Source organism: Agrobacterium vitis, from assembly GCF_013426735.1.
In the GTDB taxonomy this organism is placed as follows: domain Bacteria; phylum Pseudomonadota; class Alphaproteobacteria; order Rhizobiales; family Rhizobiaceae; genus Allorhizobium; species Allorhizobium vitis_D.
Genome location: NZ_AP023272.1, coordinates 2171608 through 2186070 on the forward strand (window position 1 = coordinate 2171608; position 14463 = coordinate 2186070).

A 14463-nucleotide genomic window follows, 5' to 3' on the forward strand; every position below is an offset into this window, starting at 1 on the left:
ACCGTGCCAACATTTTCTCCGAGCCTGGAAAAGGCGCTGCATCAGGCACTGACTTTTGCCAATGAGCGCCACCACGAATACGCAACGCTTGAACATTTGCTGATGGCACTGATCGATGATGCCGATGCCGCCGCTGTGATGGGCGCCTGCAATGTGAACCTCGATACGCTGCGCAAGACCGTGAGCGATTACGTCGATAATGAGCTGGCCAATCTTGTGACCGGCTATGATGAGGATTCCAAACCCACCTCCGGCTTCCAGCGGGTCATCCAGCGGGCTGTCATCCATGTCCAGTCTTCCGGTCGGGAAGAAGTGACGGGTGCCAATGTTCTGGTGGCGATCTTTGCCGAGCGTGAAAGCCATGCGGCTTACTTCCTGCAAGAACAGGAAATGACCCGCTATGATGCCGTCAACTATATTTCCCACGGTATTGGCAAGCGGCCTGGCACGTCTCAACCTCGTCCACCGCGCGGTGTCGAGGAAGAGAGTGAAGCCAGCCAGAAGCCGCCGCGTGAGCAGGAGGAAGGTCCGGCCAAGAAGCAGCCGGAAGCCCTCAAGGCCTATTGCGTCAACCTCAATGAAAAGGCCAAGACCGGCCGCATCGATCCGCTGATCGGCCGTCACGACGAGGTCAACCGTACCATTCAGGTCCTGTGCCGCCGCTCAAAAAACAATCCGCTCTATGTCGGCGATCCCGGCGTCGGCAAGACGGCAATTGCCGAAGGCCTTGCCAAGCGGATCGTTGAAGGCAAGGTGCCTGAGGCACTGGCCGATGCGACGATCTTCTCGCTCGACATGGGCACGCTTCTGGCCGGTACTCGCTATCGCGGTGATTTCGAGGAACGCTTGAAGCAGGTGGTCAAGGAGCTGGAAGACTACCCGGGCGCCGTGCTGTTCATCGATGAAATTCATACGGTGATCGGAGCCGGGGCAACCTCCGGCGGGGCGATGGATGCTTCCAACCTGTTGAAGCCTGCCTTGTCGTCTGGCGCGATCCGCTGCATCGGTTCGACCACCTATAAGGAATATCGGCAGTTCTTCGAGAAGGATCGGGCGCTGGTGCGCCGGTTCCAGAAGATCGATGTCAACGAGCCGTCGATCGATGATGCCATCGAGATCATGAAGGGCTTGAAGCCCTATTTCGAGGAATATCACAAGCTGCGTTACACCAACGAGGCGATCAAGACGGCTGTCGAGCTTTCGGCCCGCTATATCAGCGATCGCAAGCTGCCGGACAAGGCCATCGACGTGATCGATGAGACGGGTGCCGCGCAAATGCTGCTGCCTGCCTCGCGTCGCCGCAAGCTGATCACCGAGAAGGAAATCGAAGTCACCATCGCGACGATGGCGCGGATTCCGGCCAAGACCGTGTCCAAGGACGATGAGTTGGTTCTTGCCAATCTCGACAAGGAACTGCGCTCGGTCGTTTACGGTCAGGACGATGCCATCGAAGCGCTATCGACGGCGATCAAGCTGGCCCGGGCAGGGCTGCGTGAACCCAATAAGCCGATTGGCTCCTACGTCTTCTCCGGTCCGACAGGCGTCGGCAAGACCGAGGTTGCCAAGCAATTGGCTGCGTCGCTTGGCGTGGAAATGCTGCGCTTCGATATGTCTGAATATATGGAGCGTCACACGGTGTCGCGTCTGCTGGGTGCCCCTCCCGGCTATGTCGGCTTCGATCAGGGTGGCCTGCTGACTGATGGTGTCGATCAGCATCCGCATTGCGTCGTGCTGCTGGACGAAATCGAAAAGGCCCATCCTGACATCTACAACATTCTGTTGCAGGTCATGGACCATGGCTCGCTGACCGACCATAACGGCAAGAAGATCGACTTCCGCAATGTGATCCTGATCATGACCACCAATGCGGGCGCATCGGAAATGGCCAAGTCGGCGATCGGCTTTGGATCTTCAAAGCGCAGCGGTGAGGATGAAGAGGCGATCAATCGTCTGTTCACCCCGGAATTCCGCAATCGTCTGGATGCGATCATTCCGTTCGCCCCGCTGCCAAGCGAAGTGATCCACAAGGTCGTGCAGAAGTTTGTCATGCAGCTGGAAGCCCAGCTTTCGGAACGTGGCATCACGTTCGACCTGTCGGAACCCGCTGTCGCCTGGTTGGCGACGCGTGGCTATGACGAGAAAATGGGCGCCCGGCCGCTTGGCCGCGTCATTCAGGAGCATATCAAGAAGCCATTGGCCAATGAGATCCTGTTTGGCAAGCTAAAGAAGGGCGGCATCGTTAAGGTCGGCACTGTCACCAAGGATGGCGAGGAGCAGCTATCCTTGGACTGCGTGGCCGATGTGGCGCCGGTCAAGCCGAAGAAGGAAGCCGAAATTGCCGCCGTTGTGCCTGACGATGGCGAGGTCATCGCCAAGCCGCGTTCCAAGGCAAAAAAAGTCGCCAAGGCTGAGCCGGAAGTCGAGGCCTTGAAGGAGACCAAGCCGGTGGCCAAGAAAACCACGGTTCCAAAGGTGCCGAAAAAGAAGTAATTCTTTTGGAAGAACGGTCAAATTTTTGACAGCATCAATGCCGGGCAGTTTGCCCGGCATTGTCATGAGCGGAAGCGCTGATTTTTCAACGCAATGCGCTGTAACGCTTCGACTTTTGCTGGAAATCTTATGTCATCTCTCCTCCTTGCCGACCGCAGCCAGTTGCGCTGGTTCTTCACGGGCATGCGCGGCCTTTTCAGCCTGCCGGCGATTATTCTCATGGTATCGTTTGTCGGCTTCAGCGCCTTCGCATTGCAAAGCGGCGTCAGCCGCAATGAAGCGATGTTCATGACCGTGATCATCTGGGCCTTGCCTGCCAAGATGATCCTGATCGGCATGATGTCGAGTGGAGCCAATCTGCTGGCCTGTTTTCTGGCCGTGTCGCTCTCCTCGATCCGGATGATGCCGATGGTTGCCTCGCTGGTGCCGGAAATGCGCAGCCAACGCACCCCGACCTGGCTCCTGCTGTTTCTGTCGCATTTCGTCGCCATTACCGCCTGGGTCTATGCGATGGGCAATCTGAAGACCGTGCCACGGGAAGGGCGGGTGGCGTTTTTCGCAGGATTCGGCCTGACTTTGGTGGCGGTCAACACCATTCTGGTCGGTGTGTGCTATGGCCTTGTCTCCAGCCTGCCGCCGCTTGTCGCCGGTCTGTTGTTTTTCCTCACCCCGGTCTATTTCGTCGCTTCGATCTGGGCGACGGGCAAGCAGCGGGTGGTGAAGATTGCCTTTGTGATCGGCATCGTCTCCGGGCCGCTGCTGGCACTGGCGGTCCCAGGTTTCGACATCCTGATTGCAGGCCTGGGTGGTGGCACGATTGCCTATCTGATCGACCGGCAAATCCGCCGCCGAAGCCATGAGCCCTCGGATATTCGGCCGGTTGAAAACCTGTCGGAGGAGCTATGATGGCGGAGTTCTGGCCCTATCTGGTTATCATCGTCGCGGGCTGGCTTGCGACCGATCTCTGGCGCTGGCTGGGCGTGCTGGCCGGAAACCGCCTTCAGGAAGGTTCCGAGCCGCTCTATTGGGTGAGGGCGGTTGCCACGGCCCTGGTCATGGCCGTGACGGCCAAGCTGATCGTCTTTCCAACCGGCACACTTGAACATTCGCCGCTCTGGCTGCGGCTGGCTGCGACCGGCCTCGGTTTTGCAGCATTCCTGCTTGCCGGTCAGCGGATCATCGTTGGGGTTCTGGTGTCGCTTGGTGTTTTAGCCGCAGGCCTGTTCGTCCTGTAGAGCATTTCCAGGAAAAGTGTGAAGCGGTTTTCCGTCCGGAAATGCATAAGAACAAAAATCTATAGCATCGTGCTGACTCCGGTGTTCTGCACGATGCTATAGTGCTGCGATAATTTTCGCGGCATTGGCCTTGAGCACATCGATATTTTCCATGCCACTCACATGCGGCTTCAACGGCTGCCCGTCATGGCGGGGAATGAGGTGGAAATGCAGATGAAACACGGTCTGGCCTGCGGCAGGCTCGTTGAATTGCGCAACATAGACACCGTCGGCATCGAAGGCCTGTTTGACTGCAACGGCCAATTTCTGCACGACCGGGATGAGTTTTGCCAGCACAGCCGGATCGGCATCCAGCAGATTGCGAGAGCCCTGCTTTGGAATCACCAGGCAATGGCCAGGCGCTTGCGGCATCACATCCATGAAGGCCAGCGCGTCGTCATCCTCATAGAGCTTGATCGAGGGGATGTCGCCCTTGAGGATCTTGGCGAAAATATTGTCTGGATCATAGGCCGAAATGCTCATCATCTGTCTCCGTTACCGGGTCTTGTCTATCCTGGTCGTAACCTGCCAATCAAGATCAGCCGTCGATTTCCTCGCCGTCGCGCGGCTGGCGCTCGCCCTTGCGAAACGGCGTATGTTCGCCGAGATAGGCGCCGATGTGCTCCACCTCTTCGCGTTCGCGTTCCAGATAATCTGCAATGGCCCGGCGTAAGCCCGGATGGGCGATGTAATGGGCGGAATGGGTGGTCACCGGCTGATAGCCGCGCGCCAGTTTATGCTCGCCCTGCGCGCCCGCTTCGACTTTTTTCAGCCCCTTGGCTAGGGCAAAGTCGATGGCCTGATGGTAGCAGACCTCGAAATGCAGGAAAGGGTGATCTTCGCTACAGCCCCAATGGCGACCGAACAGCGTCTCCTCGCCGATGAAGTTGATGGCACCCGCCACATAGCGGCCATCGCGTTTGGCCATCACCAGCAGAATGTCCTCGGCCATGCGCTCGCCAATCAGCGAGTAGAATTGCCGGGTCAGGTAGGGCTTGCCCCATTTGCGGCTGCCGGTATCCATGTAGAAGGTGAAAAATTGGTCCCACACCGCTTCCGTCAAGTCACTGCCGGTCAGCCAATCAATGGTGATGCCGTTTTCCAGCGCCGCCCGCCGCTCCTTCTTCAGGGCCTTGCGTTTGCGCGACGCTAGTGTTTCCAAAAAGGCGTCGTGATTGGCGTAGCCCTGGTTGATGAAGTGGAATTGCTGATCCAGACGGTGCAGGAAATCCGCATCCTTGAAATGCTCCAGCTCGTTTTCCGGCAGGAAGGTCGCATGGGCTGAAGACACGCCAAGCTTGCGGGATATTTCCGCAAAGCTGGCGGCCAGCGAGGCGCGGGCGCTTTCCGGTTCAACGCCATCTGCAACCATCAGCCTTGGGCCGGTTGCTGGCGTAAACGGGATGGAGGCCTGTAATTTCGGATAATATTGCCCGCCGGCCCGCTCAAATGCATCGGCCCAGCCCTGGTCGAACACATATTCGCCCCGGCTATGGTTTTTGAGATAACAGGGCATGGCACCAAGCAATTGCCCATCACCATCCTCCATCAGCAGATGATGGCCGAGCCAGCCGGTTTTGGCGGTGGCCGAGCCTGATTCTTCTAATGCCGAAAGATAGGCCCAGCTGTTGAAGGGATTATAGGCTTCGCCTCCCGATGCCTTGGCGGCACCGGAAAGCCTGTTCCATGCGTGTCTGTCGATCGCCTTGAAAGACTGCTCGACCCGGATGATGACCTCTTGTGTCATGCCACTCCACTATAAGGTTATGATGCCGCGGTCTCGCGCGGGTCAAAGCCTTCAAACGTCATTTGATCGGCATAAGTATAGGTGTGGGCGCGCATGATTTCATCCCGCACCGTCCAGGTGATCACTGGAATGTTTTTCTGCCGCTGCGCGTCGATGAAGCTGTTTGGCAGATGGGCGACGCAATAGGAGATGAAATCCAGACCCAGCTGCATGGCCTCGTCATGGACAAAGAAATTTTCCGGCTTGGCACCCTCGGCAGTCAACCCGACTGGGTAGGGGCAATCATTGGCCTTCAGCTCTTTCAAAAGATGATGGTCGAAACTCATCAGGGCGACTTTGCCCTGGTAGCCGTTGAGGATCTCCAGCACATCCTCAACAAAGCCCTCGTCGTCGCCAAGTCTGCCTTTCAGCTCGATGATCAACGGCACCTGGCCCTTGACCAGATCAAGCAATTGCCGCAGCGTCGGCACCTTGTCGGCTGTCCCGCCGACCGACATCATTTTCAGTTCCGCCGAGGTACGGGCGCGCACGTCGCCGGTCATGTTGCACAGGCGTTGCATGTCGTCATCGTGAAATACCACCGGTACGCTGTCCGTCGTATATTGCAGGTCGCATTCGATGGCAAAACCGGCCTCTATGGCGCGGGCGGCAGCCGACAGCGTATTTTCCCAGACAAGTTTGTTCTGGTCGTGAAAACCGCGATGGGCAACCGGGCGCTCCTTGATCCAGCTTGCATCCCTCACAGGCGGATCTCCAGGATGGCATCGATTTCCACGGCGGCATTCAGGGGCAGGGCGGCCATGCCAACGGCGGCGCGGGCGTGTTTGCCCGCCTCCCCCAGCACCGAGGCAATCAGGTTGGAAGCGCCGTTGATCACCAGATGCTGATCGGTAAAGCCGGGGCCTGAGGCCACGAAGCCGTTGAGCTTGATGACACGGGCAATGCGGGAAAGGTCGCCGTCCAGTGCCGATTTTGCCTGGGCCAGAATATTGATGGCGCACAGCTCTGCGGCGCGCTGGGCCGAAGCCAGGTCCACATCGCTGCCGACCAGGCCGGTCACGGCAATTTTGCCAGCTTCCATCGGCAATTGGCCAGAGAGATAAAGTAGGTTGCCGCTGATGACATAGGGTACATAATTGGCAGCAGGTGCTGCGGCCTGGGGCAAGGTAATGCCAAGGGCGGCAAGGCGGCTGTCGATAGTGTCGGACATGATCAAATCCCGGCTAGCATGAAAACGGAAACGTGGTGATAAACTCAGGCAAGTTGCGTAAGCGCCTCGCTTTTGACAACTCAGTTCTTATAGCATCAAGCCAGACCGCAACAGGAGAATATCGATGCCGCAACTGACCTTGGCCCTTGTTATGGCATTGACGGCAAACACCGCGGTGACATCCGTGAAGGTCGATCCGCAGGCTGTAGGCGATCTTGCGCCACATCGCGCCACCTATGATATCCAGCTGAAAAAGGCGACCGACCAGTCCGGCGTCGATAATATGAGCGGCCGGATGGTCTATGAGTTCAATGGATCGGCTTGCGATGGCTATTCCACCAGCTTCCGATTCGTCACCAAGATAGAGACCGGCGATCAGGTCAGTGTCACCGACCAGCAGGTTCGCACCTTCGAGGACATGGCCGCCAGACGATTCGACTTTGAGTCGAAAAGTTTTACCGACGACAAGCTGGACAAGGACGTCAAAGGAGCGGCTGCGGCGAAAACAGACGGTCTTCTCATCGAGTTGAAGGAACCGCAGAAAAAGGAGCTGGAACTGGCCTCGGCTCGTTTTCCGGCTCAACATATGATCGATATGATCGATAAGGCCAGGAAGGGTAATCGCTTCTTCGAGGCTCGCGTGTTTGATGGCACGGAAGACGGCGACAAAAGCTATTTGACCACGACGGTGCTGGGGGCATCGAAAAAGCTGACGGGCGATACCAAGGACCCCCTGTCGGGCCGTACCTATTGGCCGGTCGCCATCGCCTATTATGAGGACAAGTCGGATGGCGATCAATTGCCGGTCTATACCCAGTCCTTCGACCTCTATGATAATGGGGTGACGCGGGATCTGACGCTGGATTACGGTGATGTTGTCCTGACAGGCAAGCTTTCCAAGTTGGAATTGCTGCCACCGACGGCCTGCAAGGCGCAAAAGTAGCAATTGCAGGCTTTTTCTCGACCCTACACTTGCCTTGGCCGTCAAATCGTTCTATGCGACCGGCATTCCACACGTGAAGCTTGGGATAGGCCGGGAGACATCCGGTCCGTTCCGCCCGGTGGCGTTTTGAAAAAGACGCTGTTTGCTTCACGGGGGTTAAACCGGAAAAGGAGAACAAGGCATGGCATTGCCTGATTTTAGCATGCGTCAGCTTCTGGAAGCTGGCGTTCACTTCGGCCACCAGACACATCGCTGGAACCCGAAGATGAAGCCGTATATCTTCGGCGATCGTAACAACATCCACATCATCGATCTGGCTCAGACCGTACCGATGCTGTCGCGCGCCCTGCAGGTCGTATCTGACACGGTTGCCCGTGGCGGTCGCGTTCTGTTCGTCGGCACCAAGCGTCAGGCCTCTGACCTGATTGCCGATGCTGCAAAGCGCTCGGCCCAGTATTATGTCAATTCCCGCTGGCTCGGCGGCATGATGACCAACTGGAAGACCATTTCCAATTCGATCCAGCGTCTGCGCAAGCTCGACGAAATCCTCAATTCGGAAGCTCAGGGCTTCACGAAGAAGGAACGTCTGAACCTTGAGCGCGAGCGCGAAAAGCTTGACAAGGCTCTCGGCGGTATCCGCGACATGGGCGGCACCCCGGACCTGATGGTGATCGTTGACACCAACAAGGAAAAGATCGCTATCGATGAAGCCAAGCGCCTGGGCATTCCGGTCGTTGCCATCATCGACTCGAACTGCGATCCGGACCTGATCGATTACCCGATCCCGGGCAATGACGACGCTTCGCGCGCCATCGCTCTTTACTGCGACCTGATCTCGCGCGCTGCCATCGACGGCATCGCCCGTCAGCAGGGTTCGTCTGGCCGCGATATCGGCGCTTCGGTTGAAGCTCCAATCGAGCCTGCTCTGGAAGGCTCCGCTGAGGCTTGATGCCTTGACCGGATGAGGGCGGGTGTGACCCGCCCTTTGTAAAGGCCAGCCTTCTTTAGAGGCCTGCCTTTTCTACAGGATTGATGGGCCGCCCGTCAGCGTCAGGCTGTGCGGCGGCCCGCTCCTTTGAATAGGGTCTTATCCCCGGGCGCCATCTTACGGTTCCCCGCGCGCGTGATGACACTGATTTCATCACGCTGTAACATTTCCGGGTACAAGTCGTGCCCAATCCGGGCGCCGGTTGCAGGTTTCTGTCCTGCCGCCCGCCCCTGAACAGACAAAGAGGCAAACAATGACCGAGATCACTGCTGCAATGGTGAAGGAACTGCGCGAAAAGTCCGGCGCAGGCATGATGGACTGCAAAAAGGCGCTGGCTGAAAATGGCGGCGACATGGAAGCATCTATCGACTGGCTGCGCGCCAAGGGCATTGCCAAGGCCGACAAGAAGTCCGGTCGCACTGCAGCCGAAGGCCTGATCGGTATTGCTAGCTCCGGCACAACCGCCGTGGTCGTCGAAGTCAACTCCGAAACCGACTTCGTTGCCCGCAACGATGCCTTCCAGGACATGGTTCGCGGCATCTCCAACGTCGCTCTCTCCACCGACGGCACGGTTGATGCCATCAATGCCGCGACTTATGCCGCGACCGGCAAGTCGGTTTCCGACTCGATCAAGGACGCGATTGCGACCATTGGCGAGAACATGGCTCTGCGCCGCGCCACCCAGCTGAAGGTTGAGGACGGCGTTGTCGCAACTTACGTCCACAATGCTGTTGCTGACGGTCTCGGCAAGCTCGGCGTGCTGGTTGCCCTGAAGTCCACCGGCAACAAGGAAGCGCTCAACACGATCGGTCGCCAGATCGCCATGCATGTTGCTGCCACCAACCCGCTGGCTGTGCGCGCTGAAGAAGTGGATGCTGCCGTTGCCGAGCGCGAGCGTAATGTGTTCATTGAGCAGTCGCGCGAATCGGGCAAGCCGGAAAACATCATCGAAAAGATGGTTGAAGGCCGGATGCGCAAGTTCTTCGAAGACGTGGCCCTGCTGTCGCAGGCTTTCGTTATCAATCCTGACCTGACCGTTGCCGCCGCCCTCAAGGAAGCCGAAAAGGACGTTGGCGCACCGATCGAGATCACCGGCATCGCCCGCCTGCTGCTGGGTGAAGGCATCGAGAAGGAAGAGAGCGATTTCGCTGCCGAAGTGGCTGCTGTCGCCAAGGGCTGATCGGTCTTTACCGTAAAACATTCCAATCATGGGAAAAGTCAGGGCATCGCGTGACAACGCGATGCCCTTCGTGTATCCGGCATTGCTGGTGCCCGCGCTCATCGTCAGCTGCGGTCCATATCGTGACGTTTTTCACCATTGCGGCCTCTGTTCCACCGTCCGCCGGTCTTTCAGCTGGGGGTGTTCATCAGGCGGCAGGTTCCATTTCAGGAGAGACCATGACCTCCAAGCCCATCTATCAACGAGTTCTCCTCAAAGCCTCCGGTGAAGCCCTGATGGGCAGCCAGGGCTTCGGGATTGATGTCGCGGTCGCCGACCGGATCGCGGGCGATATTGCCGAGGCGCGCGCCATGGGCGTCGAAGTCGGCGTTGTGGTCGGCGGCGGCAATATCTTTCGCGGCGTGGCCGTTGCATCCAAGGGCGGTGATCGGGTAACCGGCGACCATATGGGCATGCTCGGCACGGTGATCAATGCGCTGGCGCTGGCGACCTCGCTGCGTAAGCTGGACATCGACACCGTGGTGCTTTCAGCCATTGCCATGCCGGAAATCTGTGAGAGTTTTTCGCAGCGCGTTGCGGTTCATCATCTGTCGCAGGGCAGGGTGGTGATTTTCGCTGGCGGCACCGGCAATCCATTCTTCACCACCGATTCTGCCGCTGCATTGCGGGCTGCCGAAATGGGTGCGCAGGCGATTTTCAAGGGCACCCAGGTGGATGGCATCTATTCCGCCGACCCGAAAAAAGACCCGACAGCCACCCGTTTCGACCATATTACCCATGCTGAAGTGCTCGAAAAAGGCTTGGCGGTGATGGATGTTACCGCCGTTGCCCTGGCGCGGGAAAACCGGATCCCGATCATCGTCTTCTCCATCCACGAAAAGGGTGGCTTCAGCGCCATCCTGCAAGGTGGCGGTGTGAAAACAGTCGTGAATGACGATTGACGGAGGCGAATGGCAGCCGGGACCGATTGACAGACGGATCGTTTCACGTTTTCAAGGCGTCACTGAAGAATTGTCGGAGACTGTAAGATGACAGCAGGTATTGATCTCAACGATATCAAGCGCCGCATGGATGGCGCCATTAACGCATTCAAGAGCGACCTCGCCTCGTTGCGCACCGGTCGCGCCTCGGCCAATATTCTCGACCCGGTCATGGTTGAAGCCTATGGTTCGCGCGTTGCGCTGAACACCGTGGCCAATATCACCGTGCCGGAACCGCGCATGCTGGGCGTCTCTATCTGGGACAAGAGCATGGTTGGCGCGGTAGACCGTGCGATCCGTGAATCCAATCTCGGCCTTAACCCGATTGTTGACGGTCAAAACCTGCGCATTCCGCTGCCGGAACTGAACGAAGAGCGCCGCAAGTCGCTGGTCAAAGTGGCGCATGGTTATGCCGAAAACTCGAAGGTCGCGATCCGCCATGTTCGCCGCGATGGCATGGACAGCCTGAAGAAGGCTGAAAAGGATGGCGAAATCGGCAAGGACGATGCGCGAAGCCTTTCGGAAAAGCTGCAAAAGATGACGGATGACACGATTTCCGATATCGATCGCTTGCTTGCCGAAAAGGAAAAGGAAATCATGCAGGTCTAGTCTGCTCCTTTTGCCTTCTCTGCGACGCCAATGCAGGACCTGATATGACGACTTTGGATATTTCCGCCGTTCCCGAGCACGTTGCCATCATTATGGATGGCAACGGACGCTGGGCCAATCAGCGCGGCATGCCGCGCGCTTATGGCCATCGGCAGGGAATGGAAGCCTTGCAGACAGTGGTTCGCACGGCAGGCGAAGTCGGCGTGCGCTATCTGACCCTGTTTGCGTTTTCATCGGAAAACTGGCGCAGGCCGGAAACCGAGATCACCGACCTGTTCGGTTTGCTCAAAACCTTCGTGCGCCGCGACCTTGCCGAGCTTCGTGCCAATAACGTACGGGTACGGATCATCGGTGAGCGCAGCACGCTGAAGAGCGATATTCTCAAGCTGCTGATCGAGGCAGAGGAGACCACCCGCACCAATACCGGCATGACTATGGTGATTGCCTTCAATTATGGTGCGCGCGATGAGATGACCAGGGCGGTTTTAGCTCTGGTGCGCGATGTGCAGGCAGGACTTTTACCTGCCAGCGCCATTACACAGGAGGCGATTTCCGCCAGATTGGATACGGCGGGAATACCTGATCCAGATCTGATCATCCGCACCAGCGGCGAGGAACGCCTGTCGAATTTCCTGCTCTGGCAGGCCGCCTATTCCGAATTGATCTTCGTGCCGGAATATTGGCCCGATTTTAGCCGCGAGAGCTTTCTGGCGACCTTGGAACTCTATGCCTCCCGCAGTCGGCGGTTCGGCGGTCTGGCACCAGCCGCCGCCGTTGTTGCCGGATCGTAGCCAGCCATGACCAGAGAACTCAGGCTCCGTATCTTGTCCTCCATCGTCATGGTCGCGGTGGTACTCGCCGCCACCTGGACCGGTGGCCTGCCTTTCCGGGGGCTCGCCGCTGTGATCGGCCTCGCCGTGTTCTGGGAATGGTCTACGATGACCCGGCTCGACGACGTCAGTATCCGTGGCCTTGCCATCGGCTGGCTTTCGGTTGCTGTCATTGCCGGCAATGTCGTGGCGGGCGATACCTCTTTGAGCCTACCCTTGCTGTCCGGCTTCACCCTCACGCTTGTTTTCCTTACATTTTTGCGTCGCTGGTCCTGGTGGCTTGCCGGTGGCGTATTTTATGCCGGAGCTTGTATCGTGACTTTGGCGGCCATTCGCGATGACGATGCCATCGGCTTTGTCGCCATGCTTTTTGTCTTCGTCATTGTCTGGAGCACGGATATTTTCGCCTATTTCGTTGGACGCACGCTCGGTGGCCCGAAGCTGGCGCCCCGCATATCGCCGGGCAAGACCTGGTCCGGTGCCATCGGTGGAACCGTGGCGGCCGTCATCGGCGGGTACGCGGTGACAGCATCCTATTTCACGGTCTATGGCTGGTGGATACCTGCGTTGGCTCTGGTCCTGTCCATCTGTAGCCAAATGGGAGACCTGTTCGAATCCTTCGTCAAGCGCCGCTGTGGCGCCAAGGATTCCAGTCATCTGATTCCCGGCCACGGCGGTGTGATGGATCGTGTTGACGGACTGGCGACCGCAAGCTTCGCGGCATTTCTGATTGCTATGATCGTTGCTGCCATCAACAACGGAGTGACCGATTCGGTTGGTGGGCTGTTGTTCGATTTCGCCGGTCACTGACGAACGGTTGACGACCAGTCAGTTTCTGCTGTTCACCAATGGTGATGTGTATCCTTTACGGCGGTGCCAATCTGGCGCATAGGTAAAGCGAGTGTTTGAGAAGGGCGTGCTATGGCTGTTATCGGTTTCCTGACGGGTTATATCATTCCCTTCGTTCTGGTCCTGTCGCTGATCGTTTTCGTGCATGAAATGGGCCATTATCTGGTTGGGCGCTGGTCGGGTATCAAGATTCTCGCATTCTCGTTGGGATTTGGCCCGGAATTGATCGGCTTCAATGACCGCCACGGCACGCGCTGGAAACTGAGCGCCATTCCGTTGGGTGGCTATGTGCGCTTCTTCGGTGATGCCGATGCGTCCAGCAAGACCGATACCGCGGAGTTTGAGGCGCTGAGCCCTGAGGATCGCGCCCGCACGCTGAATGGCGCTAAATTGTGGAAAAGGGCAGCCACTGTTGCCGCCGGGCCAATTGCAAATTTCCTGCTGGCAATTTTAATTTTCTCAGTAACATTCACCCTTTACGGAAAACCCGTTTCCGATCCTGTCGTGGCAGAGGTCAAGCCTGCGAGTGCGGCGGCTGAAGCCGGTGTGCAGCCCGGAGACATTCTGGTGGCGCTCGATGGCAGCAGCGTCAAGACCTTCGACGATGTGGTCCGCTATGTGAGCGTTCGCCCGCTTGTGCCAATCGTCGTCACGGTCAAGCGTGGTGAGTCCCAGATGGACCTATCGATGACGCCGCGCCGGACCGAAACCACCGACCGTTTCGGCAATAAGATGGAAGTCGGCCAAATTGGCATCATGACGACGGCTGCCAGCGGCAATTTTCGTGTGGAAAAACTTGGGCTTATCGAATCGGTTGGCGCCGGGGTCGATCAGACCTGGAATATCGTCACCGGCACTTATGATTACCTGGCAAACCTGTTTGCTGGCCGAATGAACGCCGATCAGCTGGGGGGACCTATCAGGGTAGCGCAGGCATCCGGTCAGGTTGCGACGCTCGGCGTTGTGGCTTTGCTGCAATTGGCGGCAGTTTTGTCGGTTTCTATTGGGTTACTGAACCTTATGCCGGTTCCGGTGCTTGATGGCGGCCATTTAATCCTCTATGCGCTAGAAGCAGTACGAGGAAAACCAGTCAGTGCCGGTGCGCAGGAAATCGCGTTCAAGGTGGGAATGGTCATGATTCTGTCGCTGATGGTGTTCGCTACATGGAACGACATCAGCAGGTTGATTGGCTGAGTGGTTCTTGCATTGATGATAAGGATTTGTTTACGATGTTTCAAATTGGTAGTGGCGAATACGCCACGTGTTGAAACGAAGTAAATGGAAATTAACCACTGGTCTTGCTTGTAGAGCAAAAGCGGTTAAAACCACCAACGGACCGGAGTCGGTTTAAAGACCGAGGGAC

General features: G+C 57.6%; 15 protein-coding genes. 11 read left to right on the forward strand and 4 right to left on the reverse strand.

Features of this window, described 5'->3' with window-relative positions; all coding sequences use genetic code 11:
- The first annotated feature begins 3 nt into the window (after positions 1-3).
- The 3 genes from clpA (at position 4) to H1Y61_RS09995 (ending at position 3725) form a co-directional block, all read left to right on the forward strand.
- Entirely contained in the window at positions 4-2490 is a 2487-nt protein-coding gene (gene clpA, locus H1Y61_RS09985; RefSeq protein ID WP_087728373.1) for an ATP-dependent Clp protease ATP-binding subunit ClpA, read from the forward strand.
- 129 nt (positions 2491-2619) lie between these two features.
- Positions 2620-3396, forward strand: a complete 777-nt coding sequence (locus H1Y61_RS09990) for an AzlC family ABC transporter permease (RefSeq protein ID WP_071205220.1) — start codon at positions 2620-2622, stop codon at positions 3394-3396.
- Positions 3393-3725 carry an AzlD domain-containing protein gene (locus H1Y61_RS09995; RefSeq protein ID WP_015916238.1) on the forward strand — a complete coding sequence of 111 codons (333 nt, stop codon included), beginning with the start codon at positions 3393-3395 and terminating at the stop codon, positions 3723-3725. The genes H1Y61_RS09990 and H1Y61_RS09995 overlap by 4 nt, the downstream gene beginning before the upstream one ends.
- 96 nt (positions 3726-3821) lie before the next feature.
- Here the strand turns inward: H1Y61_RS09995 and H1Y61_RS10000 are convergent, their stop codons facing one another.
- The 4 genes from H1Y61_RS10000 to H1Y61_RS10015 are packed head-to-tail and all read right to left on the reverse strand — an operon-like array spanning position 3822 to position 6721.
- Entirely contained in the window at positions 3822-4247 is a 426-nt protein-coding gene (locus tag H1Y61_RS10000) for an HIT family protein (RefSeq protein ID WP_180574469.1), read from the reverse strand.
- 55 nt (positions 4248-4302) lie between these two features.
- Entirely contained in the window at positions 4303-5511 is a 1209-nt protein-coding gene (locus H1Y61_RS10005) for a GNAT family N-acetyltransferase (RefSeq protein WP_180572509.1), read from the reverse strand.
- Positions 5512-5528: 17 nt separating this feature from the next.
- A complete protein-coding gene (locus tag H1Y61_RS10010) occupies positions 5529-6254 on the reverse strand; it encodes a glycerophosphodiester phosphodiesterase (protein WP_180572510.1) in 726 nt (241 codons plus the stop codon).
- Positions 6251-6721 (reverse strand): RidA family protein, encoded by a 471-nt coding sequence (locus H1Y61_RS10015; RefSeq protein WP_156619032.1) that lies wholly within the window; start codon positions 6719-6721, stop codon positions 6251-6253. Before H1Y61_RS10015 ends, H1Y61_RS10010 begins: the two co-directional genes overlap by 4 nt.
- 124 nt (positions 6722-6845) lie before the next feature.
- Here H1Y61_RS10015 and H1Y61_RS10020 point away from each other — a divergent pair, with 124 nt between their 5' ends.
- The 8 genes from H1Y61_RS10020 to rseP all read left to right on the forward strand — a co-directional run bounded on the left by H1Y61_RS10020 (position 6846) and on the right by rseP (position 14294).
- Complete coding sequence (locus tag H1Y61_RS10020; protein WP_180572511.1) at positions 6846-7664, forward strand: cell envelope integrity EipB family protein; 819 nt, start codon at positions 6846-6848, stop codon at positions 7662-7664.
- Positions 7665-7845: 181 nt separating this feature from the next.
- Positions 7846-8613, forward strand: a complete 768-nt coding sequence (rpsB, locus tag H1Y61_RS10025) for a 30S ribosomal protein S2 (protein WP_041696674.1) — start codon at positions 7846-7848, stop codon at positions 8611-8613.
- A 292-nt stretch (positions 8614-8905) separates the two neighbouring features.
- Positions 8906-9832, forward strand: a complete 927-nt coding sequence (gene tsf / locus H1Y61_RS10030; RefSeq protein WP_174110930.1) for a translation elongation factor Ts — start codon at positions 8906-8908, stop codon at positions 9830-9832.
- A gap of 218 nt (positions 9833-10050) precedes the next feature.
- Complete coding sequence (gene pyrH, locus H1Y61_RS10035; RefSeq protein ID WP_015916230.1) at positions 10051-10773, forward strand: UMP kinase; 723 nt, start codon at positions 10051-10053, stop codon at positions 10771-10773.
- 87 nt (positions 10774-10860) lie between these two features.
- Positions 10861-11421, forward strand: coding sequence for a ribosome recycling factor (frr, locus tag H1Y61_RS10040; protein ID WP_015916229.1), 561 nt, complete (start codon positions 10861-10863; stop codon positions 11419-11421).
- Between the two features lie 44 nt (positions 11422-11465).
- Positions 11466-12212: an isoprenyl transferase gene (locus H1Y61_RS10045; RefSeq protein ID WP_180572512.1), complete on the forward strand. Its 747-nt coding sequence runs from the start codon at positions 11466-11468 to the stop codon at positions 12210-12212.
- A 6-nt stretch (positions 12213-12218) separates the two neighbouring features.
- A complete protein-coding gene (locus H1Y61_RS10050; RefSeq protein ID WP_174110929.1) occupies positions 12219-13061 on the forward strand; it encodes a phosphatidate cytidylyltransferase in 843 nt (280 codons plus the stop codon).
- Between the two features lie 111 nt (positions 13062-13172).
- Positions 13173-14294, forward strand: coding sequence for an RIP metalloprotease RseP (gene rseP, locus H1Y61_RS10055; protein ID WP_180572513.1), 1122 nt, complete (start codon positions 13173-13175; stop codon positions 14292-14294).
- Positions 14295-14463: the final 169 nt, after the last annotated feature.

Bases quoted from the DNA above. Each gene is read 5' to 3' on its own strand.
- H1Y61_RS10045 (WP_180572512.1), top strand. From the start codon at position 11,466: ATGACGACTTTGGATATTTCCGCCGTTCCCGAGCACGTTGCCATCATT.
- H1Y61_RS10020 (WP_180572511.1), top strand. From the start codon at position 6,846: ATGCCGCAACTGACCTTGGCCCTTGTTATGGCATTGACGGCAAACACC.
- rseP (WP_180572513.1), top strand. From the start codon at position 13,173: ATGGCTGTTATCGGTTTCCTGACGGGTTATATCATTCCCTTCGTTCTG.
- H1Y61_RS10005 (WP_180572509.1), bottom strand. From the start codon at position 5,511: ATGACACAAGAGGTCATCATCCGGGTCGAGCAGTCTTTCAAGGCGATC.
- rpsB (WP_041696674.1), top strand. From the start codon at position 7,846: ATGGCATTGCCTGATTTTAGCATGCGTCAGCTTCTGGAAGCTGGCGTT.
- H1Y61_RS10000 (WP_180574469.1), bottom strand. From the start codon at position 4,247: ATGAGCATTTCGGCCTATGATCCAGACAATATTTTCGCCAAGATCCTC.
- pyrH (WP_015916230.1), top strand. From the start codon at position 10,051: ATGACCTCCAAGCCCATCTATCAACGAGTTCTCCTCAAAGCCTCCGGT.
- H1Y61_RS09990 (WP_071205220.1), top strand. From the start codon at position 2,620: ATGTCATCTCTCCTCCTTGCCGACCGCAGCCAGTTGCGCTGGTTCTTC.
- H1Y61_RS09995 (WP_015916238.1), top strand. From the start codon at position 3,393: ATGATGGCGGAGTTCTGGCCCTATCTGGTTATCATCGTCGCGGGCTGG.
- H1Y61_RS10015 (WP_156619032.1), bottom strand. From the start codon at position 6,721: ATGTCCGACACTATCGACAGCCGCCTTGCCGCCCTTGGCATTACCTTG.
- H1Y61_RS10050 (WP_174110929.1), top strand. From the start codon at position 12,219: ATGACCAGAGAACTCAGGCTCCGTATCTTGTCCTCCATCGTCATGGTC.
- tsf (WP_174110930.1), top strand. From the start codon at position 8,906: ATGACCGAGATCACTGCTGCAATGGTGAAGGAACTGCGCGAAAAGTCC.
- frr (WP_015916229.1), top strand. From the start codon at position 10,861: ATGACAGCAGGTATTGATCTCAACGATATCAAGCGCCGCATGGATGGC.